Origin of the sequence: Streptomyces sp. NBC_00207, assembly GCF_045160965.1 — a bacterium.
GTDB lineage: Bacteria > Actinomycetota > Actinomycetes > Streptomycetales > Streptomycetaceae > Streptomyces.
In genome coordinates this window covers 6,145,890-6,169,255 of sequence record NZ_CP130715.1, presented here as the reverse complement: position 1 = coordinate 6,169,255, position 23,366 = coordinate 6,145,890, and the positions used below count along the sequence as shown (strand labels likewise).

General features: G+C 74.1%; 20 protein-coding genes. 7 read left to right on the top strand and 13 right to left on the bottom strand.

The features are described from left to right. Nucleotides 1-10 precede the first annotated feature (10 nt). From fxsT to OG472_RS29300, 7 genes are all read right to left on the bottom strand, one after another. Entirely contained in the window at nt 11-3,031 is a 3,021-nt protein-coding gene (gene fxsT, locus OG472_RS29330; RefSeq protein ID WP_405831956.1) for an FxSxx-COOH system tetratricopeptide repeat protein, read from the bottom strand. 73 nt (nt 3,032-3,104) lie between these two features. Next, nucleotides 3,105-4,361: an HEXXH motif domain-containing protein gene (locus OG472_RS29325; RefSeq protein WP_401606567.1), complete on the bottom strand. Its 1,257-nt coding sequence runs from the start codon at nt 4,359-4,361 to the stop codon at nt 3,105-3,107. Then, on the bottom strand, nt 4,358-5,962 hold the full coding sequence (locus OG472_RS29320) for an FxsB family cyclophane-forming radical SAM/SPASM peptide maturase (protein ID WP_405831954.1): 1,605 nt from the start codon (nt 5,960-5,962) through the stop codon (nt 4,358-4,360). The genes OG472_RS29325 and OG472_RS29320 overlap by 4 nt, the downstream gene beginning before the upstream one ends. 136 nt (nt 5,963-6,098) lie before the next feature. Continuing rightward, nucleotides 6,099-6,293, bottom strand: a complete 195-nt coding sequence (fxsA, locus tag OG472_RS29315) for an FxSxx-COOH cyclophane-containing RiPP peptide (protein WP_383562895.1) — start codon at nt 6,291-6,293, stop codon at nt 6,099-6,101. 101 nt (nt 6,294-6,394) lie between these two features. Further along, nucleotides 6,395-9,802: an SAV_2336 N-terminal domain-related protein gene (locus OG472_RS29310; protein ID WP_405942215.1), complete on the bottom strand. Its 3,408-nt coding sequence runs from the start codon at nt 9,800-9,802 to the stop codon at nt 6,395-6,397. Nucleotides 9,803-9,808: 6 nt separating this feature from the next. After that, on the bottom strand, nt 9,809-10,861 hold the full coding sequence (locus OG472_RS29305) for an AAA family ATPase (protein WP_405942214.1): 1,053 nt from the start codon (nt 10,859-10,861) through the stop codon (nt 9,809-9,811). Nucleotides 10,862-10,899: 38 nt separating this feature from the next. After that, nucleotides 10,900-13,092, bottom strand: coding sequence for a trypsin-like peptidase domain-containing protein (locus OG472_RS29300; protein WP_401606580.1), 2,193 nt, complete (start codon nt 13,090-13,092; stop codon nt 10,900-10,902). Between the two features lie 106 nt (nt 13,093-13,198). Between OG472_RS29300 and OG472_RS29295 the strand changes: the two genes are divergently transcribed. Continuing rightward, nucleotides 13,199-13,387: a DUF6104 family protein gene (locus OG472_RS29295; RefSeq protein ID WP_030709801.1), complete on the top strand. Its 189-nt coding sequence runs from the start codon at nt 13,199-13,201 to the stop codon at nt 13,385-13,387. Between the two features lie 135 nt (nt 13,388-13,522). On the opposite strand, the gene sodN is transcribed toward OG472_RS29295, so the two are convergent. After that, complete coding sequence (sodN, locus tag OG472_RS29290; protein WP_030709803.1) at nt 13,523-13,918, bottom strand: superoxide dismutase, Ni; 396 nt, start codon at nt 13,916-13,918, stop codon at nt 13,523-13,525. Between the two features lie 171 nt (nt 13,919-14,089). On the opposite strand from sodN, the gene sodX reads away from it, so the two are divergent. Beyond that, on the top strand, nt 14,090-14,512 hold the full coding sequence (gene sodX, locus OG472_RS29285; RefSeq protein WP_383562882.1) for a nickel-type superoxide dismutase maturation protease: 423 nt from the start codon (nt 14,090-14,092) through the stop codon (nt 14,510-14,512). On the opposite strand, the gene OG472_RS29280 is transcribed toward sodX, so the two are convergent. Then, nucleotides 14,416-15,045, bottom strand: a complete 630-nt coding sequence (locus OG472_RS29280) for a CGNR zinc finger domain-containing protein (protein ID WP_383562879.1) — start codon at nt 15,043-15,045, stop codon at nt 14,416-14,418. The genes sodX and OG472_RS29280 overlap by 97 nt on opposite strands. A gap of 82 nt (nt 15,046-15,127) precedes the next feature. On the opposite strand from OG472_RS29280, the gene OG472_RS29275 reads away from it, so the two are divergent. Further along, the gene (locus OG472_RS29275; protein WP_401607825.1) at nt 15,128-15,910 is read left to right on the top strand and encodes a class I SAM-dependent methyltransferase; all 783 of its coding nucleotides are present in this window, start codon (nt 15,128-15,130) and stop codon (nt 15,908-15,910) included. Between the two features lie 91 nt (nt 15,911-16,001). Here the strand turns inward: OG472_RS29275 and OG472_RS29270 are convergent, their stop codons facing one another. The 3 genes from OG472_RS29270 to OG472_RS29260 are packed head-to-tail and all read right to left on the bottom strand — an operon-like array spanning nt 16,002 to nt 18,706. Further along, nucleotides 16,002-16,766 carry an amino acid ABC transporter ATP-binding protein gene (locus OG472_RS29270; RefSeq protein ID WP_383562873.1) on the bottom strand — a complete coding sequence of 255 codons (765 nt, stop codon included), beginning with the start codon at nt 16,764-16,766 and terminating at the stop codon, nt 16,002-16,004. Beyond that, nucleotides 16,766-17,707: an amino acid ABC transporter permease gene (locus OG472_RS29265; protein ID WP_383562870.1), complete on the bottom strand. Its 942-nt coding sequence runs from the start codon at nt 17,705-17,707 to the stop codon at nt 16,766-16,768. The genes OG472_RS29270 and OG472_RS29265 overlap by 1 nt, the downstream gene beginning before the upstream one ends. Nucleotides 17,708-17,746: 39 nt before the next feature. After that, nucleotides 17,747-18,706, bottom strand: a complete 960-nt coding sequence (locus OG472_RS29260) for an ABC transporter substrate-binding protein (protein WP_401606586.1) — start codon at nt 18,704-18,706, stop codon at nt 17,747-17,749. A gap of 526 nt (nt 18,707-19,232) precedes the next feature. On the opposite strand from OG472_RS29260, the gene OG472_RS29255 reads away from it, so the two are divergent. The 4 genes from OG472_RS29255 to OG472_RS29240 all read left to right on the top strand — a co-directional run bounded on the left by OG472_RS29255 (nt 19,233) and on the right by OG472_RS29240 (nt 22,426). Next, complete coding sequence (locus tag OG472_RS29255) at nt 19,233-20,435, top strand: NADP-dependent malic enzyme (protein WP_319722788.1); 1,203 nt, start codon at nt 19,233-19,235, stop codon at nt 20,433-20,435. Between the two features lie 188 nt (nt 20,436-20,623). Beyond that, a complete protein-coding gene (locus tag OG472_RS29250; RefSeq protein ID WP_405831947.1) occupies nt 20,624-21,586 on the top strand; it encodes a zinc-binding dehydrogenase in 963 nt (320 codons plus the stop codon). 58 nt (nt 21,587-21,644) lie between these two features. Further along, on the top strand, nt 21,645-21,854 hold the full coding sequence (locus tag OG472_RS29245; protein WP_030013034.1) for a helix-turn-helix domain-containing protein: 210 nt from the start codon (nt 21,645-21,647) through the stop codon (nt 21,852-21,854). Beyond that, nucleotides 21,854-22,426, top strand: coding sequence for a Clp protease N-terminal domain-containing protein (locus OG472_RS29240; protein WP_401606591.1), 573 nt, complete (start codon nt 21,854-21,856; stop codon nt 22,424-22,426). The genes OG472_RS29245 and OG472_RS29240 overlap by 1 nt, the downstream gene beginning before the upstream one ends. A 15-nt stretch (nt 22,427-22,441) precedes the next feature. Here OG472_RS29240 and OG472_RS29235 read toward each other — a convergent pair whose 3' ends face one another. After that, a complete protein-coding gene (locus OG472_RS29235) occupies nt 22,442-23,365 on the bottom strand; it encodes a helix-turn-helix transcriptional regulator (RefSeq protein WP_405831945.1) in 924 nt (307 codons plus the stop codon). Nucleotide 23,366: the final 1 nt, after the last annotated feature.

Genomic DNA, 23,366 nt, shown 5'->3' with positions numbered 1-23,366 from the left:
CGCGCGCACCCTACGGCTGCGGCTCGAAGTCCCAGTACGGGCGGGTCTGCTGCTTCGCCGAGACCGTGTGGACGTGCTGGGCGCCCAGGGTGCGGGTCAGGCCCTTGATGCCCGCGTCCTCGTGTTTCGCGGCCTCCGTGTGTTCCCGTACGGAACGGAGGTCGGCCGCGAGCGCGATCTGCGCGCTCAGCGTCATCGGGTGGTCCGGGCCCAGCACCTGTTCCGCGGTGCGCAGGGTGTCCCGGCTCAGGTCCAGGGCGTCCTCCAGCCGGCCGGTGATGTTGCGGTGGCCGGTGGCGTTCAGGGCGCAGCCCAGGGTCCACGGGTGGCGGTCGCCGAGCGCACCCCGCATGCCGACGAGGGCCTGCTCCGCCAGGGAGAGGGCCTCCGCGCGCTCGCCCTGGGCGCGGAGCACCAGTCCGAGGTTGCCGACCGTGCCGATGCTGTACGGGTGGGCGAGGCCGAGCTGCGACTGGTAGCCGCGGACCACCTCTTCGGAGATCCGGCGGGCCTCGCCGATGTCCCCGTACTCCCTCAGGTAGGTGGCGTAGTCGGAGGCGACCATCAGGGTCCACGGGTAGTCGACCCCGAAGACCCGCGTCGCCCGCTCCCACACGGTCCGCAGCCGCAGGCCCGCGCCGGGGATGTCCCCGGAACGGCGCAGGCACATCCCGAGGTTGTGCTCGGCGCGCAGGGTCTGCGGATGGCCCAGCCCCAGCACCTGCGTGTTCAGCTTGACCCCCTGTTCCTGCCGGGTCTGCGCCTCCCGGTAGCGGCCCATCAGCCGCAGTCCCATGGCGCAGGCGATGCCGGAGGCGAGGGTGGAGATGTGCAGGGGCTTCAGGACCCGCTCGCGGCGGCGCAGGGTGTCCAGGTCGAGGTCGTAGGCGTCCTGGTAGCGGCCGAGGAGCCGGTAGGTGGCGGCGAGGTTGTTCTGGGCGTCCAGGGTGACGGAGTCGTCCTCGCCGAGCAGCTCCCGGTACGTGCTCAGGCAGTGCTCGAAGATCTCCCGGGCGGGCTCGAACTTCGCGATGCACAGCAGGACGCCGCCGTACGCGCTGGTGGCGCGCAGGCTCTCCAGGTCCCGGTCGCCGCGCTCCGCGGTGAGCCGGCCGGACACGGCCTTGGTGAGGGTCTCGGCCCGCCGGAACAGGCCGAGGTTGCGCAGGGCGTTGCCGTACTGGTAGCTGAGCTCGCGCACCTTGGGGTGGTCCTCGCCGAGCACGGCCCGCCAGATCAGGTCGGTCTCCTCGGAGAGCCGCAGGCAGGTGCGGTACTCCCCGGCGAGGATCAGGTAGCGCAGGCAGCGCAGCAGGAAGTTCTGGATGCGCGGGTTGCCGCTGGTGAGCACCCCGGAGGTGGCCAGGTGCGGGACGAGTTCGGCGTAGCGGGGCCACAGCCGGGAGTCGGAGGGCCCGCCGGGGTCGGCGGCGGCGAGGACCTGCCGGACGGCCCGGGCCAACGGTTCGGCCTCCTCCTCGGAGAGGTTCTCGCGGACGATCCCGTGGACCATGCGGTGCAGTTGTACGGTCTCCAGCCCGCCGCCGCCCTCCTCCAGGGGCAGGTCGGAGTACTCCAGCCGGACGACGGAGAACTGGACGAGCTTGTTGAGGGCGGCGTTCCACCGGATCTGATCGTTGATCAGCCCGGCGAGCTCCTCGGGCACGTCGTCGGCGGGGAATTCGCGCAGCAGCCGCAGCGGCACCGGCCCGGGGGCGAAGAAGACGAACAGGCGCAGCAGGGAGAGGGCGTCGGGGAAGTTCTCCCGGACGTTGTTGAGGAGTATGGCGAGGGCGGTGGGGAAGGGCAGCGGGTAGTCCTCGGAGACGGTGACGGCCTCGTGGGAGTCCATGCGGCGCTGCAGCAGGGCGAGGTAGTCGCCCACCGGGAGCGGGGAGTCGGCGAGCCAGCCGGCGGTCTGGTCCAGGGCGAGCGGGTAGTCCTCCAGGGCCTCGGCGAGCTGGTCGGCCTCGTCGGCGGTGAGGCGCAGGGCCCGCCGGCGGATGAAGGTGATCGACTCGGGGCGGGCGTAGAGGGGGACTTCGACGAGGCTGGTGTGCCGGGTGGCCCATTCGCGGTTGCGGGAGGTGATGATCACGTCGCCCGCGCCGGAGGGCAGCAGGTCGATGAGGTCGTCGGGGTTGTCGCAGCCGTCGAAGACCATCAGCCAGCGGCCGTACGGGGATCCGCGCCGCAGCGCTTCGAGGACGGCCCGGATCTGCTCGCCGTAGCTGCCCGCGCCCCGGGGCAGCCCGAGGGCGGGGGCCAGGTCGGCGAGGCGTTCGCGCAGGGTGGGACGGTCCTCGGCGGGGACCCACCACACCACGTCGTACTCGGAGGCGAAGCGGTACGCGTACTCGGTGGCCACCTGGGTCTTGCCGACGCCGGAGAGGCCGAGCAGGGTGACGGTGGACGCGCCGGCCGGTGCCTCGGCGAGCGCTTCGCGCAGGGTGCCGATGACGTCGTTGCGGCCGGTGAAGCGCGGGTTGCGGCGCGGCACGCGGCCCCAGATCTCGGGCGGGTCGTTGGGGAAGCGGGGTCCGCGGCGGCCGGTCTCGGTGCCGATCCGGTCGGTGGGCAGCTCCAGCCGGCGCAGCACGCGGTACTCGGCCTCGTACGCGTCCAGGCCCCACAGGTCGGTCTTCTCCAGTACGGCGACGGCACTGGGCAGCGGGGCGTCGGTGAGGCAGACCGCCGCGAACCGGTCGGGGTGGCGGTCGGTGACGGCGCGCAGGGCGGTGTTCCACTCCTCGTCGGCGTGGGTGCCGGCGGAGAAGTAGCGCTCGCTGAGGACGAGGAGGACCCGGCTGCCGGAGCGGGCGAGGTCGTCGAGGGCCTGGGCGATGCCGGGGCTGTTCTGCGGGTCCCAGCGCTGGAGGGCGACGCGGTGGCCGTGTTCCTCCAGGCGGTGGCCGATCCACACGGCCCAGGGGCGGTTGAACCCGGCGAAGCTGATGACGAAGCGCTGCGGCTGGGCGTGCGGGTACGGGTGCGGGGTGGTGCCCTGGTCCTGCCGACTACCGGTGGTCATGCGCCGTCTCCCTGGGCTCCGGGCAGTGGACGGGACTGAAAAGGTACCGCAGCGGTGCCGGTGGGCGCGGCCCTCAACCGCGGGCGAACGGGGCGAGTTCGGGGTGCGCCTCGCACCAGGCGCGGCGCTCCCGGTCGACGGCCCGGCGGGCCGCGGTGTGCTGGTCGCCGGGCGGCGGCAGCTCGTCCATGGCCCGCTCGGCGGCGGCCATCGCCTCGGTGAACTCCCGCCCCGCGGCGGTCAGTCGGTCGTGGGCCCGCAGGGCGGGCAGGACGGCGGCCACCTGGGCGCGGATCCGGGCGTGCTGGGCCCAGGCGCCGCGGGCCCCGTAGAGGGCGGCGCGCTGCCAGTACCCGGCCAGGGCCAGGTGGGCGTAGGCGCCGTGCAGGAGTCCCTCCAGCGGGCGGGGGTCGCTGCGCCAGGGCGCCCAGTGGCGGGGCGTGCGGTCGGCGGTGTGCAGGGTCAGGACGTCGGCGAGGGCGGCGAGTTTGCCGTGCTGGACCTCGTGGACGAGGGTGGCGGCCAGGGCGGGCGGGGCCTGCGCGCGGGCCAGGACGGAGCCGGCGGCCGCGGGCAGGGTGGCGCCGTGGGAGCGGGAGCCGCCGGACAGCGGTACGACGGAGCGCAGCAGTTGTGCGGTCTCCTCCGCGCGGACGGTGTCGTACCGCAGGAGCAGGGTGAGCGCGCCGGACCACTGGGTGTCCCAGCGCTTGTGCCCCTTCGGGGTGAGACGGCGGGCGGGGCGGACGGGGGCGGGCTGCGCGGGGCCGGGCGCCCGGTAGGGGTCGAGGTCGTCGAGGGCGGTCCGGCCCCCGGGCAGGGCGTGCAGGGGCACGGTGGCGGGGTCGTCGGGGTCCCAGGAGCGTTCGGTGAGGGTGAGCGGGCCGGGGCGGTCCGGGCGCAGCAGTCCGAGCGTGGGCAGGACGAGCCGGCCCTGCTGGGGCCGCAGGGTGTGGGTGAAGGCGATGCCGGCGCGCAGGGCGGCTGCGACGGCGAGGGCTCCGAGGTGGCCGAGGTCGGGCGGGGGGCCGTAGGAGGCGTGCAGCCGGCGCAGGGTCTCCTCGGCCCAGACCCCGGTGGCCGGGTAGTGCAGTACGTCGCGCACGGCGCCCGCGTCCCGGCGCTCGGCCTCCTCCAGCAGGGCCCAGTGGTCGGCGGCCTCCCCGGAGGGGCCGCCGGGGGCGGCGTCGAGGACCGCGCGCAGCAGGACGAGGCGTTTGGAGCGGCGCACGTCGCGGACCAGGCGGGTGCCTTCCGTGGAGGGCTCGGTGGAAGCGAGGGCGCGCAGGGTGCGGGAGGAGACGGTGAAGGCGGTGAGGGCGGTGGTCATGAGGCGACCGCCGGCGGGTGGGCGGCGGCGGCCCGGGCGGCTCGCCGGGTGGCGCTCTGGGCGCCCTGGGCGGCTCGCTCGGCGACGGTCTGCGCGGTGCGCCGGGCGGCGGTCGCGGGCACCTGCCCGGAGCGGTGGACGGCCGCCGCGGAAGGCTGCGCGGCGTTGTGGACGGCCGCCGCGGGGGGCTGCGCGGCGCTGTGGACGGCCGCCGCGGAAGGCTGCGCGGCGTTGTGGACGGCCGCCGCGGGGGGCTGCGCGGCGCTCTGGACGGCCGCCGCGGAAGGCTGCGCGGCGCTGTGGACGGCGGCGGCGATGTGCCGGATGAGGACCTGGAGGTCGGCGCAGTACACGGACGGCTGCCGGAAGCCCTCGCCGGCGCGGTAGCGGTGCGGGTAGTGCCCGCCGCCGCACACCTCGACCAGCTCGCAGGAGCGGCATCCGGCGGCGAGGGCGTCCCGTCCGAGCTGGCGGGCGGCGAGGCCGGGGTGGTCGAGGAGCTCGTCGAAGCTGTGGGTGTCGAGGCTCATGCCGGTCGCGGCGGCCCCCTCGTACGCGGATTTCAGCGAATCGGCCTGTTCGATGGAGCCGTCGGTCTCGATCACGGCGGTGGCGGCGGGCGCGAGCCCGAGGGTCTCGGTGGCGGCGGGCAGGCCGAGCAGCAGGGCGATGATCTCCTCGAAGAGCCGGATCCGGGTGCGCCGCACCCCGTCGTGCCACCAGCGCTCGAACACGGCGAGCAGCCAGTCGGCGTACGGGGCCAGGCCCGGGTGGTGGCCGGGGGGCGGGGCGCTCCAGTTGGCGAGCGGCAGCAGCAGCCCGACGCTGGGCGGGGCGAAGGCGAGCAGGGACTCGTACGTCTCCACCGGGTCCTGGCCGAGGTCGACGACGCACAGCACCCCGGCGTAGCTGTCCGGATGCCGTGCCAGCAGGCGCAGGCCCCGGGCGGCCGCGCCGAAGCCGGGCCGCCCGGCGTGGTCCACGCGCCGGGTGTTGTGCGCGGGCAGTCCGCCGTCGAGGCTGACGCCGACGCGGATGCCGGCGGCGGCGAGCGCGGCGAGGCGGCCGCGGGTGAGCAGGGTGCCGTTGGTCTGGACGGTGGCGGTGACCCGGGTGCGCGGGGCCGCCCGGGCCACGGCGGCCCGTACGGCCTCGACGGGCCCGGCCAGCGCGGCGGGGGCGGTGAGCAGCGGTTCGCCGCCGTGCAGCACCAGGTCGACGCGGGGCAGGGCGTGGGCGGCGGCGTGCTCGGCGATCCGCTCGGCGGCGCGGGCGGCGGTGGCGGCGGTCATGGCGGGCGGCTGGCCGCGCCAGCCCTGGTCGGCCATCTCGTAGACGTAGCAGTAGGTGCAGGCGAGGTTGCAGCGGCTGCGCGTCTTGAGCACGAACTGCCGGATCGGATGCGGCCGGTGGCCCGCGGCCCGCTCCGCGGCCACGTCGAGCCGGGCATAGGGCCAGGGCGCGTACCGGGCGTGGCGCAGCCGCTGCGCCGCGGCGGGGTCCGGCTTCGGCCGGGCGGGGTCCTGGTGCGGGGCGGAGCCGGCGCCGCCGCGCGCGGGCGGCGCGGGCAGGACGGAGTCGCTCGTGACCGCTCGCCTCATCGCCCCGCCTTCCTCCCCCGTGCCTCCGGGAGGCAACCCCCGGCGGACGGTCCATCCCTGCCCTTCGGACGGTCCCGGCTAACGGCGGAAAGTGGTCAACTCGCATTCAAGGTGGGGCGGATCAGACGCGCGCCGGTCAGGTCACCCCGGAGTCGAAGGCGTTGAGGATCTCGGCCGGATGCGTCACCCGCTCGACCATGCCCTCGATCACCTGGGCCAGCACGGGATGGTCGATCCCGCGCAGCGCGGCCAGGTCCAGCCCGGAGAGGTCGGGCAGGCGCCCGGGACACGCCGGGGTCGCCGCCTCCGCTTCCTGCCGCTTCGTCACCATGTGCCGCTGCTCCCCCTGTCGCGTCGCGGACCGGACGGTCCACTGCCCTTTCCCTGCGGCCGGTCCTCGGAAACAGCGCGCTCCGCTCGCGGCCGCCGCCATCAGAGCCCGGCTTCCAGGGCCCGCACCCGGGCACGGAGTGCCTCCGTCCGCCCTTCGGCGTAGGCCTCGCCCTCGCCCTCGGCACCCGCACCGGGCCGCGTCCACAGCTCCAGGGCGGAGCGGTAGGCGTCCAGGGCCGCCCGGGGGCGGGCGAGGCGCTCCAGCACCGCTCCCCGCGACTCCTGTACGCGGGCCGCCAGCCGGACGGCGGCGCCCTCGCTTCCGGCAGCGGCCTCCCGGCCTTCGGGGTCGTCACGGCCTGCGCGGCTTTCGCGGTCGGCCTCCAGGGCCGCCCGCCAGGCCCGCCGGTAGGAGTCCGCCGCCCGGTCGAGGCGCTCCACCGCCCGGGTGTGGCCGTGGATCTCCTGCTGCACGTCGCCGTGGTCCCGCCAGGCCCGGGCCTGCTCCAGCGGGCAGCGGCTGTGCCGGACGGCCACTTCCAGCAGGTACTCCGCCTCCCGCAGGTCCACCGGGTCGCCCTCGTACGCGTGCCGCAGCCGCAGCCCGGTGGCCAGCCGCACGAGCCGGTGCGCGGCCCCCGGGTCCGACTGCGGGACCGCGGCCCGGCTGTCGCGCAGCACGCGCACGGCAGCCCCGGTGAACCGCCGCCCGTCGGCGGCCCGCGCCCGCTCCAGGAGCACCTCGCCCCACTCGGGCAGCAGCTCCCCGAAGGCCTCCCCGTCGCGGGGGATCAGCCGCCGGGCCCGGCCGTACGCCTCGGCCGCTTCCTCCAGCGCCGCCGGGTCGGCGTCCCGCGCGTACCGCTCCCGGTGCACCCGGGCCAGGCACACCAGGGCGGCCACCCGCAGCTCGGGGTCCCCGCCGGCCTGCGCCAGGGCCGTGGTCAGCTGGCCGGCCGCCTCCTCCAGCCGGGCGGGCAGGTACCGCAGCGCGCCGGCCAGGTCCACGCGCACCCGGGCCTCGGCGACCCTGCCCCCGGCCGGGCCGGTGCCCGCGGCCGGCACGGCCAGCCGGGCCGCGGCCTCTTCGGCCAGGACCGTGCGCGCGGCCGGGTCCTCGGTGCGGGGCAGGAGGGCCAGGAGGACCCGGCCCAGGGCCCGCTGCAGCTCGGGGTCCGGGGCGGGCTCCGAGGGATCCGGGTGCGCGTCCGGGTCCCCGTCGAGCGCACCGCCGGGGGCGGCCGGGGGTCCCGCCAGGGGTTCCAGGGCCGCGCGGGCCTCCCGGAGCGCGCCCGCGTCCGCGCGCAGCCCGCTCAGCCGGATCAGGGTCTCGGCCCGCCGCACCGCGCAGTCCCGCCGCAGCTCCGGTCCGGCCGTGGCGCCCGCCGCCGCGAACTCCCGGTCCGCCTCGGCCAGCAGCTCCGCGTCGGGGCCGTGGGCCAGCGCCCGCTCGTACAGCACCCGGCCGAGGACCGCCCGCGCCGCCGGGGTCAGCAGCCCGGTCACGGCCCGTTCCGCCTCGGCGAGGAGCTCCGGGTCCCGCTGGGCGGCCCACAACCGCAGCAGCGCGCCCGCCAGCTCGGTCTCCGCCTCCTCCGGCGGGTCGCCGGGCGCCACCGGAGCCGTCACCGCCCGCCGCAGCACCGCGACGGCCTCGTGCAGGGCCCGCGCCCCGCCGTCCGCGCCGCCGTCCGCGGCCGCGTCCGCGAGCCGGTCCCGTGCGGCGCGCACCGCCCCGGCCCGCCCGGGTACGGGGACGGGAGGGGGCTCGCGCCGGGCCGGGCCCTGCTCCGGCATGCCGGGCAGGTAGCGCCGTACCACCTTGGCCGAAACCTGTGCGAAGGCCTGCGGGAGCCGCCCCTCGGGCACCCGCTCGGCCTCCTGCGGCCCGGGGTCGACCACCGCCGGCGGCACCCCGGTGAGCTGCGAGACCGCGAGTGCCGGGAAGTTCCGTACGCCCCGCCCGAAGTGCGCCAGCACGTACTCCGAGCAGTGCTTGAGCACCAGGGCGGCCTCGTCCCGTCCCAGTGGTCCCAGCAGCACGTCCTGCACCCCGGGGACGAATTCGTACCAGTGCCCCGGCCCCGGCCCGCTGCGCCGCAGCAGCCCGCTCAGCAGGACCTCCGCCAGGTCGGAGGGCTCCGAGTCCGGCAGCATCGTGCGCTGCACCAGTCGCATCACGGGCAGCGTCAGCGGCGCCGCCGACAGGTACACCGCCAGCTGTACGGCCCGGGGCGCGGCCGAGGACCGGAACCGCGCCACCAGCTCGCGCGGCGGCCGTACCGCGCGCGGCGGCGGCACGGGCGCGGCCGGATGGTCGGCCAGCACCCGGCCCACCTCGGCCGGTACCGGCCCGGTGCCGAGTCCGGCGACGAGCCGGGCCCAGGCCCCGAGGGCGGTCGGGCTCGGCGGCAGCACGGGCACGGTCAGCCCGCCCGTGAGACGTCCGGGCGGCAGCGGCCGGTCCGGCCGGAACCTCAGCTTCTGTCCGCCGCCCTCCAGCCGGGTGAGCGTGCCCCGTTCGGTCGGCAGCCAGCTGCGGCCCCACAGTCGCTGCGGCAGCGGCTGGACGACCATGCACGGGGTGCACTCGGCCCAGCGGTACAGCAGCCGCTGCGCGGCACCCTCGCGCCACAGCGGCCCGGCGCAATCGGAGACCACCATGGTCAGGGCCCGTCCGGTCGGGTCCCGCAACTGGTCGCCGGAGCGCAGCCCGGAGCCGGGTACGGGGCTGCGCCCGAGGACCGCCTTACCGTCCGCGAGACGGTGCAGGTAGTGCACCTGGACGTCCCGGAAGGCCCCCAACCGCTCGCACACCGAGCGCAGTTCGTCGAACATGTCCTGCCACACGGCCATCGACGGCGACGCGTCCATCACCAGCCGTACGGTCGCCTCGCGCCGGCTCTCCGGCCGGAGCACCGGGATGACCAGGCCGAGGGCCCGGGCGCTGGCCTCGGCGGTGGCCGGTTCGTCGATCACCAGCCGGGTGGGCGGGGCGGGCGGGCGGTGCCGCTGGAGGGCGCGCAGGGCCCGCTGGATGTCGAGGATGCGCGGCAGCGCGGCGGCCCGGGGCACCCGTACGGGCACTCCGTACTCCTCGGGCGACTCCTCCGGCCGGTCCCCCTCGGCGCCTGCGGCGCGGCGCGCCCCGGATGCGTAGAGCCGGACCGGATCATCGGCGTCCGCCTCTTCCCGTTCGGGCTCCACGGGCTTGCCGGCCCGGTCCTCGGCGTCCTCGTCCGGGTCCCGGTCCGGCTCCCGTGCACCCGGCGCGGCCGTCCCCGGCCCGCGGATGTGCCCGGCCAGCCACAGCGCGTCGGCGAGTTCCTCGGCGCTCGGGTCGAGCCCGGCGGCGCGCAGCAGCGCGGCCAGTTCGCGGACGCCCGGGGCGCCCGGGACGGCCGGGGCGGCCTGGGCGGCCTGGCGGGATGCGGGGCCGGGTCCGTGGGCGGCCGGGGGCACGGCGGCCGGGGGCACGGCGGGCGGGGGTGTGGCGGGCGGCGGCACGGCCCGTCACCTCGGACGGTCGAGGCGCTGGATGAGCAGGTCCGCGAGGTCCTCCCGGGTGGGCGGGGAGGCGTAGTGGGTCAGGTACACGGCGTTGAGCAGCTGGTCGGCGGCGACCAGTTCGGTCTGGGAGCGGCTGAGGAACTCCCGGATCAGGTCCGCCCCGAGCCGGGCGGCCTCCTCCCCGAGGTGGGCACGGACCATGGTCGCGAGCCGCTTCTCGCCGGGCTGCCCGAGCTTGAGCTGGATGCAGCGCCGCAGCAGGGCGGCCGGGAAGTCCCGCTCCCCGTTGCTGGTGAGGATGATGAAGGGGAACTCCCGGCAGCGGACCCGGCCGCCGCGGACGGTCACCTTGGTCCCGTCGTCGGTGAGCACCTGCACCTCGGGCTCGGAGTCGGCGACCCGCTCCAGCTCGGGAAGCGCGAACTCCCCTTCCTCCAGCACGTTCAGCAGGTCGTTGGGCAGGTCGATGTCGCTCTTGTCGAGCTCGTCGATGAGGAGCACCCGGGGGCGCCCGGTGGGCAGCAGGGCCGTGCCCAGCGGCCCGAGCCGGATGTACTTCCCGATGCCGGGTGCCGTCCCGGTGCCGGCTGCCGCGCCCGGGGCCCCGTCGGCCGGCCCCGCCTCCGCGCCCCCGCTCGCCGCGAGCTGTACGTCCTGCAGCCGCGCGAGGGCGTCGTACCGGTACAGCCCGTCCTGCAGCACGGTCCGCGACACCACCGGCCAGCGCAGCACCCGCCCCAGCTTCAACTCGTGGGCGACGGCGTGCGCGAGGGTGGACTTCCCCGTTCCGGGGAAGCCCGTGACGAGCAGCGGCCGCCGCAGGTACAGCGCCGCGTTGACGGCCTCCAGCTCCTCGGGCTCCGGCCGGTGCAGCTCGGCGGCCTGCCGGTGCGCCCCGAGCCGCCGGGCCACGTTGCCGTCGACGGCCGCGGCCGGCCCGCCCGGCTCCGCCACCGGCCCGCCGTCGAAGTCCCGCCAGGGCGGCGGGTCGGGCAGGGCGTCGATCCCGTCATGGGGCTCACCGACCCCCCGGTATATGAGCCACTCGTCGTTCATTGCCCCTCCCTCACTCGAATCGGCCGGGCCCGGTGCCGTCACAGGTCGCCCTGCAGCGGTTCGTCGTCCGGCAGCGGCCGCGCCGGGTCCTCCCACACCAGCCCGGTCCCGGCCGCCCAGTACGCGTCGGGGTCCGCCCCGTGCGCCCGCCCCCGCAGCGCCTGCAGCCGCAGCGGCAGCACCTCCGCCCGCCCGGCGTCGGCCAGTTCCTCCCGCAGCCCGCGGTGGAACGGCGCGCACGAGGCCCCCGGATCCGGCGGGGGCCGCCGGGTCACTGCCACCCCGTACCCGGCCTCCCGCACCGCGTGCAGCGAGCCGAGCGTGGGCTCCTGGTCGGCCGCCCGGCAGTGCACCGGCACGGTGTTGTCGGGCAGTCCCGTCAGCCATTCGGCGGCGGGGCTGCGCGGGCGCCCCCGTACGCAGTCGGCCCGTTCGTCCAGCAGCGGTCCCGCCTGCACCCGCGCCCACCGGGCGGCCGTCCCGGGGTGCGCGCGGCCCTCGGGGTCCGCGGGATCCGCCGGATGCGCGCGGCCCGCGGGATCCCCGGGATCCGCCGACCGCCCGGGATCGGCCGGGTGCCCGGCCCCGGTCCGCCCGGCGGGGTGGCGCAGCACCACCGGCCGCTGCACGCCCAGCGGTACGCCGCCCGCCACCACCCATTCGTCCACGGCCAGCCCGAACAGCTCCGGGGCCACGGCCACTTCGAGCAGGGCCGCCGCCTCGTGGGTGTCGCAGCGCCGGAAGGCCTCGGCGAGCGGGACCCGTAACGCCTCCGGCAGGCCCGCCAGGGTGGCGCGCACGCCCGAGTCCACCGGGGTGACCCGCCCGGGCTGTGCCGGGCCGGCCAGTACGGAGACCCGCCAGTCGTAGACGTCCTCCCAGCCGTGCGCCCACACCTCCAGCAGCACCGAGGCCCCGGGCGGCAGCCCGCCGGCCCGCCGTGCCGGGCCGCCCACCGCCCGGCCGGCCGAGGCCCGCCGGCGCCGCTCCCGTTCCGCGAGGCCCCGCTCGTGGCGCTCGCCGAGCTCCCGCCGCAGCGGGCGCCACAGCCGCTCGGCCGTGGCACGGATCCAGTCCCACAGCTCCTCGTCCGCGCCCGGGGTCGGCGGCTCCCGGTAGTCGGCCACGCTCACGTCCGTCGCGTACCGGAGCATGGCCACGGCCTCCGCCGCCCCGCCGGGCGGGTCGTGCAGCAGCCCCAGCCCGTCGCGCCAGCTCAGCGGGGCGGGCGGCTGCGGGTCCGGCTCCTCCCCGCGGGCCGCCTCGACCAGGGCCCGTACGACCTCGGAGGAACCCGGCGGGGGCAGTTCGGCCAGCAGCCCGCACAGGGTGGTGCGCTCGCCGGGGGTGAGCCGGCCGCGGCCGCCGTAGGGGGCGCCCTCCTCCGGCGGGAGCTCGCCGTGGACGTCCGTCCAGGTCCGGCGGTTGTCGAGGTCGCTGAGGTGCTGGTCGTAGTGGTGCAGGTCGTGGGCCTGCATGACGCGGCGGTAGAGCCCGACCTGGCCGCGCGCGGGCATCGGCAGCGTGCGCAGCTGCACGACGGACACGGCGAGCCCGCCGCCCGCCCCGTGCCGCCGGGCCTTGAGCACCCCGACGACCTCCCCGCGGGCCAGGTCCACCACCGGGCCGCCGGACATGCCGGGGTCGATCTCGTCGTCGTCGCCGAGCCGGATGGCCGCGCCGTTCCCGGCGCTGCCGCGCAGCCGGGTGGTGCGGCCGGTGATCTCGGGGGTGCCGAGGTCCTCGGTGCAGCCGAAGTAGGCGACCTCGTCGAAGCGGGGTCTGGACCGGTCCGTCAGCCAGACGCAGGCGTGCGACACCGGGGCCAGGACCCTGAGCAGCGCCAGGTCGGGCAGGTCCCACAGGGCGCCCCGGCGGGGGCGCCGCTCCTCCAGCCGCTCGGGCAGGACGCACTCCACGCGCCCGGTGACCGTCCCGGTCGCCCCGTGGGCCCCGGAGGAGAAGGTGATGCCGACCTCGCGTCCCGTCAGACGCACCGCAGCACCCCCTTCGCCGACCACGTGCGCGCACGTCAGGACCCAGCCGGGGGCGATGAAGAAACCGCTCCCCCACGTGGGACCGGTCCGATGGCTGCCGGGGTTGTCATACCCGCCCGGCGGGGCGTGAACGCGTACGGTCGCGGCCTGGACGAGGGGCTCGAGGAGCTCGAAGGCGTGCGCCGAGCCGGTCGTGCGCCCGTCCCTCATCCGCGCCCCCCGCTCGTTGGGCATCCAGGCTAGCCCCGGGAACACCACGGGCGGGAGGCCTCTTCGGCCCCGCGGATTATCCTGGCGGGAAACACCCCCTGCACACCCACATCACGGCACGGAGCCCGACTTGTACTTCACCGATCGCGGCATCGAGGAGCTGGAGAAGCGGCGCGGCGAGGAGGAGGTCACCTTCGAGTGGCTCGCCGAGCAGCTGCGCACCTTCGTCGACCTGAACCCGGACTTCGAGGTCCCGGTGGAACGCCTGGCCACCTGGCTGGCCCGCCTGGACGACGAGGACGACGACGCCGACGAGTGAGCACGGCGCGTATCCGCAGGATGCGGAGCCGAGGAGCGAGAACGAGAACGGCCCGGCTGCCAGAAGGCAGTCGGGCCGTTCTCGTCGTCGCGCCGGCCGACGGGGCAGGCGCGAGCAGGGGTACCGGGCGCCGGATCAGGCGGCCTTGGTCTCCCAGAAGATGCGGTCGATCTCGGCGATGAGCTCAAGAGCCTTGGCGCCGGTCGCCGGGTCGTTGGACGCCTTGGCGGCCGAGAGGGCCTTCAGGGTGTCGTTGACCAGGGTGTGCAGCTGGGGGTACTTCTCGAAGTGCGGGGGCTTGAAGTAGTCGCTCCACAGCACCGAGACGTGGTGCTTGGCGAGCTCGGCGCGCTGCTCCTTGATGGTGATGGCGCGCGCGCGGAAGTCGGCGTCGTCGTTGGCCTGGTACTTCTCCTGCACGGCCTTGACGGACTCGGCCTCGATGCGGGCCTGGGCAGGGTCGTACACGCCGCACGGAAGATCGCAGTGGGCGGAGACCTTCGCCTTGGGGGCGAAGAGGCGGGAAAGCATGGAGTTTGTCCTCCTCGTGATCGTCTTCTCAAGGGGGAGATTACTCGCTGAACAACCGGATTTCGCGGGCGCCCCCATGGGCTTAGGACAAAAGTCCAGGGGCGCGGCCGGACCGGTGAGCGAATGTACGGACCGGTGCGGCAGCATGCGGGGGTGACGAGGAGGACACGCATGGTGGAGAACGGGCGCCCGCGGAAGCGGTTCGGGGTGGTGGAGGTGACGGGGGCGTCGATGGTGCCCACGTTGACCAACGGGGACCAGGTGGTGGTCCGGTACGGGGCCGCCGTCCGTCCGGGTGACGTGGTGGTGCTGCGCCATCCCTTCCAGCAGGACCTGCTGGTGATCAAGCGGGCGGTGGAGCGGCGGCCGGGCGGCTGCTGGTGGGTGCTGGGCGACAACCCGTACAACGAGACCGGCGACAGCACCGTCTACGGGCCGGTGCCCGGCGAGCTGGTGCTGGCGACGGCGGTGCTGCGCTTCCGGCCGCGCGAGGAGGATCAGCGCTCGCTGAGGGCCCGGCTGTCCTGGGCGGCGTCGGCGCTGCGCCCGCTGCGGGCGGACGTCTCGGCCTCCAGCCGCTTGCGGGCGCGGTAGGCGGCCACGTTCGCGCGGGTGGCGCAGCGGTCAGAGCAGTAGCGCCGGGAGCGGTTGGTGGAGGTGTCCAGGTAGGCGTTGCGGCAGGGCGCGGCCTGGCACAGGCCGAGGCGGTCGGGGCCGTGCTCGGTGAGGGCGAAGGCCAGGCCCATGGCCGCCATGGCGGCGTAGCCCGCCGATGCGTTCGAGGGGTGCTCGGCGAGGTGGATGTGCCAGTCGGGGCGGCCGTCCTCGCCGATGGTCGTGTGCCCGGAGACCTGGGGGCTGACCGGGAACTCCATGAGCAGCGAGTTCAGCAGGTCGACCGCGAGGACGTGGTCACCGCCGTCGGCTGCTTCGAAGACGGCGCGCAGCCGGGCCCGTACGTTGCGGAAGCGGGTGACGTCGGTGTCGGTGACGCGGCGGGCCATCTGCACGCTTGCGCCGAACAGGGCACGGACGGCGTCCACGGAGGTGAGCTCGTCCTTGTTGCGGGCCGGCTCCTCGGTGTTGACCAGGCGCACGGCGAAGTCCGAGTAATGGGCCAGTTCCACTTGTAGTCCTTACGGCTGCGGATTAATGTCTCCGGTAACGGCTGAGACGTCTTCGAGGGTATTACGTATGGAGGGGTTCGTGATGGCGAATACGGCGAATACGGCAGATACGGCCACCGGCGCGGGGTACTGGCAGACCTGGCAGGACAGCTGGGACCGCCAGCAGGAGTGGTACATGCCCGACCGCGAGGAGCGGTTCCGGGTGATGCTGGACATGGTCGAGGCCCTGGTCGGACCCACCCCCCGGGTGCTGGATCTCGCGTGCGGTACGGGAAGTATCACGGACCGCGTCCTCAAGAGGTTCCCGGGAGCCACCAGTACGGGCGTCGATCTCGACCCCGCGCTGCTGGCCATCGCCGAGGGCCACTTCGCCGGCGACGAGCGGGTCGCCTTCGTCACCGCCGACCTCAAGGACCCGGACTGGCCCGCCGCCCTCCCCCACGACTCCTACGACGCGGTCCTGACCGCCACCGCCCTGCACTGGCTGCACAGCGAGGACCTCGCCGTCCTGTACGGGCGGCTCGCGCCGCTGGTGGCCCCGGGCGGGGTGTTCATGAACGCCGACCACATGCCCGACCCGGCCACCCCCCGCATCGACGCCGCCGAGCACGCCCACCGGCACGCCGGGATGGACCGGGCCAAGGCGGCCGGCGCGCTGGACTGGCGCGAGTGGTGGGACCTGGCCGCCGCGGACCCGGTCCTCGCGGAGCCGGTGAAGCAGCGCTTCGCGATCTACGGGGAGCACGCGGACGGCGACACCCCGCCCGAGGCCTGGCACACCGCCGCCCTGCTCGGAGCCGGCTTCGCGGAGGCCCGTACCGTCTGGCGCTCCCCCTCGGACGCGCTGGTCCTAGGTCTGAAGTAGGGACTTGAGCACGTGTGAGGGGCGGTACGGGAATCCCGTACCGCCCCTCACCTGTCCGCCGGTGCGACCGGGGCACCCGGGCGCCGGAGCGCTAGAGCACCTTGGACAGGAACGCCTTCGTGCGGTCGTGCTGCGGGTTGCCCAGCACGTCGCGCGGGTTGCCCGACTCGACGACCACGCCGCCGTCCATGAAGACGAGGTTGTCGCCGACCTCGCGGGCGAAGCCCATCTCGTGCGTGACCACGATCATGGTCATGCCCGACTCGGCCAGGTCCCGCATGACGTCGAGGACGTCGCCCACCAGCTCGGGGTCGAGCGCCGAGGTGGGCTCGTCGAAGAGCATCAGCTTCGGCTCCATGGCGAGCGCGCGGGCGATCGCCACGCGCTGCTGCTGGCCGCCGGAGAGCTGGGTGGGGTAGTTCCCGCCCTTGTCGCCGAGGCCCACGCGGTCCAGCAGCTTGATGGCGCGCTCGCGCGCCACCGCCTTGGACTCGCCCTTGACCATGATCGGGGCTTCCATGACGTTCTCGATGGCCGTCATGTGCGGGAAGAGGTTGAAGCGCTGGAAGACCATGCCGATGTCCCGGCGCTGGGCCGCGACCTCGCTGTCCTTCAGCTCGTAGAGCTTGTCGCCCTTCTGGCGGTAGCCGACGAGCTGGCCGTCGACGTACAGCCGTCCGGCGTTGACCTGCTCCAGGTGGTTGATGCACCGCAGGAAGGTCGACTTGCCGGAGCCGGACGGGCCGACGAGGCAGAAGACCTCACGCGGGGCGACCTCCAGGTCGATGCCCTTGAGGATGTGCGCCGCACCGTAGGACTTGTGGACGCCCTCGGCCTTCACCATGGCAGTCGTCATCAGGCCACCGCCTTGCGGTTCGAGAAGCTGGACAGTTTCGCCTTGATCTTCTGCAGCGGCGTGGGCGGCAGCGAGCGGAGCGCACCACGGGCGTAGCGGCGCTCCAGGTAGTACTGGCCGACGCTGAACACGCTGGTCAGGGCGAGGTACCAGATCGAGGCGACGAAGAACATCTCCATCACCGCGAACGAGGTGGACGCGATGTCCTGGGCCGCGCGCAGCAGGTCGAAGTACTGCACGGCGACGACGAGCGACGAGGTCTTGAGCATGTTGATGAACTCGTTGCCGGACGGCGGCACGATCACCCGCATGGCCTGCGGCAGCACGACCCGGCGCATGGTCTGCGTACGGGTCATGCCGAGCGCGTGCGAGGCCTCGGTCTGGCCCTCGTCGACCGACTGGATGCCGGCGCGGACGATCTCCGCCATGTACGCGCCCTCGTTGAGGCCGAGGCCCAGCAGGGCGGCCAGGAAGGGCGTCATGACCTGGGTCATCTCGTCCTTGTAGAACCCGAGGTTCAGGATCGGGAAGATCAGGGCGAGGTTGAACCAGATGAGCAGCTGCACGTACACCGGGGTGCCGCGGAACAGCCAGATGTAGAACCAGGCGATGGTGCTGGTCACCGGGTTCTTCGAGAGCCGCATCACCGCGAAGAGGACACCGAGCACCAGGCCCAGGGCCATCGCGGTGATGCTGATCCAGATGGTGTTGCCGACACCACGGAGGATGGTGGGGTCGAACAGCTTCTCCGGCACGGTCGCCCAGCGAACGTTGCCCTGCGAGAAGGCGATCACGAGCGCCACGACCAGGCCGATGACGACCACGGCGCTGATCCAGCGGCCGTAGTGGCGGACCGGAATGGCGCGGATCGCCTCGGGGGGTACGGCCCCGGCCGGCGGGGTGTCCGCCGGGCCCGGGACCTTGTCGAGCTTGTCAGTCACAGTGACTGCCCTTCAGTGTGCTGCGGTGGTACGCGGAGGTCAGGAACCGGCGTTGATCTTGGCCTCGGTCACGGCGCCGGAGCCCGCGTTCCACTTGTCGAGGGCAGCCTTGTACGTGCCGTCCTTGATGACCGCGTCAAGGGCTTCCTTGAGCGCGTCGCGCAGCTCGGTGTTCTTCTTGTCCACCGCGATGCCGAAGAGGCCGGCGTCGGTCGGGTTGGCGATGGCCTCGAAGTCGTTGCCGCCGCCGGCGGTCTGCGCGATGTACGCGGCGACCGGGGAGTCGTTCAGGTCCGCGGCGGCGCCGCCGGCCTTGACGCGGGTCTGGGCCTCGGCGTCGGTCGGGAAGGACTCGATCTTGAGCTCGCCCTTGCCGTCCGTCTTGCACTTCTCGGCCTGGGTCTTGGCGGACTCCTCGTACGTGGTGCCGCGCTGCACGGCGACCGTCTTGCCGCACAGGTCGTCGAGGGTCTTGATGCCCTGGGGGTTGCCCTTCTTGACCAGGATGCCGGTCGAGGCGGAGAAGTAGTCGACGAAGTCGACACCGGCACCGGTCTTGGCGCCCTTGTCGTCCAGGCCCTCCTGACGGGCCTTGGTGTCGGTGAGCGAGGACATGACCAGGTCGCTGCGACCCGTCTGCATGCTGCCGATCAGGGTGTCGAAGGTGCCGGACTCGAACTTGAACTGCACGCCGAGCTGCTTGCTCAGGGCCGCCGCGACGTCGGGGTCGACACCGACGATCTTGCCGCCCTCGGTGAACTCCATCGGCGCGTAGGTCGCGTCCGTGCCGACCTTGATGACACCGGCGTCCTGGATCTTCTTCGGGAGCTTCGAGAAGAGCGGCGCGCTGTTGTTCGCCGCACCCGACGGGCTGGTGGAGGCCTTGTCGGTCTGGTCACCACAACCGGTGAGGATCAGGGCGCCCGCGACCGCGATCGCGCCGACCGCGGCGATCCGGGACCGTGCGGCGGTCGTACGACGGGTGGTGCTAGCGGTCATGGCTTGGTTCCTCCGGCACTGGTGGAAAAGCATCGAAAAAGGGTCGGACACGCACCATCGAGTGTCGCGACCTTGTGTGATTACGGCATCTTGCCATTCGGACTGAGACATTCAGGGTGCCCGTCAGGTCAAAATCGCATAACGGGCGGTGGGGGTAGCCCAACAGGACTGCGGAGAAGGGCGTTCGAGGCCGCAGATACTGCTGTGACCTGGCCTTTTGGCCGCAGTTTCTCCGGGGCGTCTCGCCCATCGGACGACAAGGTTTGGACTTTTCGCCAAAAGCGGGGCAAGCGACCTACGATTGAGCGGGAATCGACTCGTCTGGGCGAGCGTTCTTCGGGTAGAACAGATCCTTACACCCCTCATCCGGGGCTCAGGGCGCGCGTGCGGCGCGCCCGCGCGTACGAACCTCCCCTCCGCGGAGACGGGCCAACCGTCGATGCGGAGTACGGACGCGGTGCCCGCCCACCCCTTAACCAGGAGTGGCCACCCTCAACGATTCAAAGGACTTAAGGGGTCACACACAGTGGCAGCGGAGATCATCAACCCTCGCAGCGACAGCGTCACGGACAACAACCCGGACGCGGTGTTCGCGCTGCACCGGGGCGGCAAGATGGCCATCCAGGCCACGGTGCCCGTCACCAACAAGGACGACCTGTCCCTCGCGTACACGCCCGGCGTGGCGAAGGTGTGCAGCGCCATCGCCGAGCAGCCGGAGCTGGTGAACGAGTACACCTGGAAGTCCAACGTGGTCGCCGTCGTCACCGACGGCACGGCCGTGCTCGGACTCGGTGACATCGGCCCCGAGGCATCCCTCCCCGTCATGGAGGGCAAGGCCATTCTCTTCAAGCAGTTCGGTGGGGTGGACGCGGTTCCGATCGCGCTCGCCACCAAGGACACGGACGAGATCATCGAGACGGTCATCCGGCTCGCCCCGTCCTTCGGCGGGGTCAACCTGGAGGACATCTCGGCCCCCCGCTGCTTCGAGATCGAGCGGCGCCTCCAGGAGGCGCTGGACATCCCGATCTTCCACGACGACCAGCACGGCACGGCCATCGTGACGCTGGCCGCGCTGCGCAACGCCGCGAAGCTCACGGGTCGCACCCTCGGCGACCTGCGTGCCGTGATCTCGGGCGCGGGCGCGGCGGGCATCGCCATCGCCAAGATCCTGGTGGACGCGGGCATCGGCGACGTCTGCGTCACCGACCGCAAGGGCGTCGTGTCGGCGGACCGTTCCGACCTGACGGACGTCAAGGCGGAGATCGCGGGTCTGACCAACAAGACCGGCCAGACCGGTTCGCTGGAGCAGGCCCTCGCCGGCGCGGACGTCTTCATCGGCGTCTCCGGCGGTACGGTCCCGGAGGAGGCGGTGGCCTCGATGGCGAAGGACGCCTTCGTCTTCGCCATGGCCAACCCGAACCCGGAGGTCCACCCGGACGTCGCGCACAAGTACGCGGCGGTCGTGGCCACGGGCCGCTCGGACTTCCCGAACCAGATCAACAACGTGCTGGCGTTCCCGGGCATCTTCGCGGGCGCCCTCAAGGTGCGCGCGACCCGGATCACCGAGGGCATGAAGATCGCCGCCGCCGACGCCATCGCCGGCGTCGTGGGTGACGAGCTCGCCGCCGACTACGTGATCCCCTCGCCGTTCGACGAGCGCGTCGCGGAGGCCGTCGCCACGGCCGTCGCCGCCGCCGCGAAGGCCGACGGCGTGGCCCGCCTGGCCTGACCGCCGCGCGAGCTTGTACGGGCAACAGGCCCGGCCGGATCCCTCCGGCCGGGCCTCTGCTTTTTCACGCGCCGTTCGCGCGGTGCGGCCCCGGGGCCGCACCGGCTTCGCGACGGTGCGACGAAGGCCTCACCGCCACGGTCACGAGAGGGCTGGAACCCGGCCCTACCGAGCGGTAGCGTCGCGGCATGTTCGCTGCCTACGCCGCCCGAATCGACCGTGACCAGCCGCTGAACGGCCTTGTACTGGGCGACCGCCCGGCACCGGAGGCCCGGCCCGGCTGGGTGACCGTGAACGTCAAGGCCGCCTCCCTCAACCACCACGACCTGTGGTCGCTGCGCGGGGTGGGCCTCGGCGAGGAAAGACTCCCGATGATCCTCGGCTGCGACGCCGCCGGGATCGACCAGGACGGCAACGAGGTCGTCCTGCACTCCGTGATCGGCCAGAGCGGCCACGGGGTCGGCCCCGACGAGCCCCGCTCGATCCTGACCGAGCGCTACCAGGGGACCTTCGCCGAGCAGGTGACCGTCCCCGCGTGGAACGTCCTGCGCAAGCCCGCCGAGCTGACCTTCGAGGAGGCCGCCTGCCTGCCGACGGCCTGGCTGACGGCGTACCGGATGCTGTTCACCAATGCCGGGGTCCGCCCCGGGGACTCCGTGCTCGTCCAGGGCGCCGGCGGCGGGGTGGCGACCGCCGCGATCGCCCTCGGCAAGGCGGCGGGCCTGCGGGTCTTCGCCACCAGCCGGGACGAGGCCAAGCGCAAGCGGGCCGTGGAGCTGGGCGCCGTGGAGGCGTACGAGCCGGGCGCGCGGCTGCCGCAGCGGGTGGACGCGGTGATCGAGACGGTGGGCGCGGCCACCTGGTCCCACTCGGTGAAGTCCCTGCGCCCCGGCGGCACCCTGGTGATCTCCGGCGCCACGAGCGGCGACCGCCCGGCGCACGCCGAGCTGACCCGGATCTTCTTCCTGGAGCTGAAGGTGGTCGGCTCGACGATGGGATCGAAGGACGAGCTGGAGGACCTGCTGTCGTTCTGTGCCACGACCGGGCTCCGGCCGGTCATCGACGAGGTGCTGCCGCTGGAGCGGGCGCGCGAGGGCTTCGAGAAGCTCGAGGCGGGTGACCTCTTCGGGAAGATCGTCCTCACCCCGTAGACCCGCACGCGTCAATGAAGGTTGACAACACCTCCCGCGTCAACCTAAATTGACAGGCATGACGGAAGCAACCGATCTCGCCGAGCGGGCCGGTGACCGCGACCCGCGCGTGGGCCTGCGTGCCGTGGCCGCCCTCCGCAGACTGCTGGAGCAGCTGGAGGCGGTACAGGTACGCAGTGCCCGCGCGCAGGGGTGGTCCTGGCAGGAGATCGCGGCCGAGCTGGGCGTCAGCCGGCAGGCCGTGCACAAGAAGTACGGGAGGCTCTGATGTTCGAACGCTTCACGACCGACGCCCGGAACACCGTGACGGGGGCGGTGACCGAGGCCCGGCGGGCCGGGGCCGCGACCGTCACCGAGGAGCACCTGCTGCTCTCCCTGCTGGAACTGGGAGCCTTGGACCGGCTGGGCGTGGACCGCACCGCGGTCGCCGCCGACCTGACGGCGGCTCGCCGCCGGGGCGGCATGTCCCGGGCGGACGAGGAGGCGCTGGCCGGACTCGGGATCGACCTCACGGAGATCGTCTCCCGCATCGAGGAGACCCACGGCCAGGGGGCGCTCGCGACCCCCGCCCCGCGCAGGCGGACCCTGCGCGCCTCACTGCGCTCGGCCCTCGGCCGCGACGAGCCGGACGACCGCGCCGGCAGCTACCGGGTCCCTTTCACCGCGGGCTCGAAGAAGGTGCTGGAACAGTCCCTCCGCATCGCCCTGGGCCGCAAGGACAACCACATCGGCACCCTGCACCTCCTGCTGGCCCTCCTCTCCCGCCCCGGCACGGTGTCCGAGGTCCTGACGGACCACGGCATCACCTACGGAACAGCCGAAGCCGGCCTGGCCGCCTGACGGATCCGGCCCCGCCTACCCGGCCCGCAGCGTCGCCCTCAGCCGGGCGGCCGCCGCCGCGAGCCCCACCCGGACCTCGGCCACCTGCGCCGAGCTCACCCCGTGGTCCCGCGCGGCATCCCGCACCTCGTCGCGGAAGCGGTCCAGCAGCCGGTCCAGATCGCGCGCCGGATCACCGCTGGGCGCCAGGTCCTCGGCCCAGTCCGCATCGGCCTCGGCGTCCGCCGCCGGGGCCGACGGCGCGGCCGCGGTCCCGGCGGCGGGACCGGCCGACGGCCCGGACTGCGCCGCACCGCCGCCGAGCCACGCGCCGGCCAGACTCCCCAGGACGCCGCCGGACTTGGCGAACTGCTCCTGCAGCTGGACCGCGATGCGCTGGACCTCCTCGCGGGCCCGGTCCTGGGCCTCCTTGGCCTGGCGGCGGGCCTGCTGAGCCTCCTCGCGGGCCCGGCGGCTCTCGTCCTTCGCCCGGCGCGCCTGTTCCTTCCACTCCTGCCTCGCCTTGCGCAGCTCCTCCTTGGCCGCCTTCCAGGACTCGTCCTCGACCTGGGTCGCGGACGCCGAGGCCGCCGCCCGCATCTCGCGCCGCAGGTCACCCGCCGCGCCCCGGACGTCGTTGCGGATCTCCGCGGCCAGTTCGGTGACCGAGTCGCGGATCTCCAGCTCCAGGTCGGCGAGTTCGCCGCTGCGGTCGGCCAGCTCCGCGCGGCCCGCCTCGGTGATGGAGTAGACCTTGCGCCCGCCCTCGGTGGCGTACGTGACGAGGCCCTCGGCCTCCAGCTTGGCCAGCCGCGGGTACACGGTGCCCGCGGAGGGGGCGTACAGGCCCTGGAAGCGCTCCTCCAGCAGCCGGATCACCTCGTACCCGTGGCGCGGGGCCTCGTCCAGCAGCTTGAGGAGGTAGAGGCGGAGGCGGCCGTGGGCGAAGACGGGCGGCATG

Coding starts and splice junctions, on each gene's coding strand:
- OG472_RS29300 (WP_401606580.1), bottom strand. CDS start 13,092: ATGCCCAACGAGCGGGGGGCGCGGATGAGGGACGGGCGCACGACCGGC.
- OG472_RS29270 (WP_383562873.1), bottom strand. CDS start 16,766: ATGACGACTGCCATGGTGAAGGCCGAGGGCGTCCACAAGTCCTACGGT.
- OG472_RS29250 (WP_405831947.1), top strand. CDS start 20,624: ATGTTCGCTGCCTACGCCGCCCGAATCGACCGTGACCAGCCGCTGAAC.
- OG472_RS29275 (WP_401607825.1), top strand. CDS start 15,128: ATGGCGAATACGGCGAATACGGCAGATACGGCCACCGGCGCGGGGTAC.
- OG472_RS29260 (WP_401606586.1), bottom strand. CDS start 18,706: ATGACCGCTAGCACCACCCGTCGTACGACCGCCGCACGGTCCCGGATC.
- OG472_RS29305 (WP_405942214.1), bottom strand. CDS start 10,861: ATGAACGACGAGTGGCTCATATACCGGGGGGTCGGTGAGCCCCATGAC.
- sodX (WP_383562882.1), top strand. CDS start 14,090: ATGGTGGAGAACGGGCGCCCGCGGAAGCGGTTCGGGGTGGTGGAGGTG.
- sodN (WP_030709803.1), bottom strand. CDS start 13,918: ATGCTTTCCCGCCTCTTCGCCCCCAAGGCGAAGGTCTCCGCCCACTGC.
- OG472_RS29245 (WP_030013034.1), top strand. CDS start 21,645: ATGACGGAAGCAACCGATCTCGCCGAGCGGGCCGGTGACCGCGACCCG.
- OG472_RS29320 (WP_405831954.1), bottom strand. CDS start 5,962: ATGAGGCGAGCGGTCACGAGCGACTCCGTCCTGCCCGCGCCGCCCGCG.
- OG472_RS29235 (WP_405831945.1), bottom strand. CDS start 23,365: ATGCCGCCCGTCTTCGCCCACGGCCGCCTCCGCCTCTACCTCCTCAAG.
- OG472_RS29240 (WP_401606591.1), top strand. CDS start 21,854: ATGTTCGAACGCTTCACGACCGACGCCCGGAACACCGTGACGGGGGCG.
- OG472_RS29325 (WP_401606567.1), bottom strand. CDS start 4,361: ATGACCACCGCCCTCACCGCCTTCACCGTCTCCTCCCGCACCCTGCGC.
- fxsT (WP_405831956.1), bottom strand. CDS start 3,031: ATGACCACCGGTAGTCGGCAGGACCAGGGCACCACCCCGCACCCGTAC.
- fxsA (WP_383562895.1), bottom strand. CDS start 6,293: ATGGTGACGAAGCGGCAGGAAGCGGAGGCGGCGACCCCGGCGTGTCCC.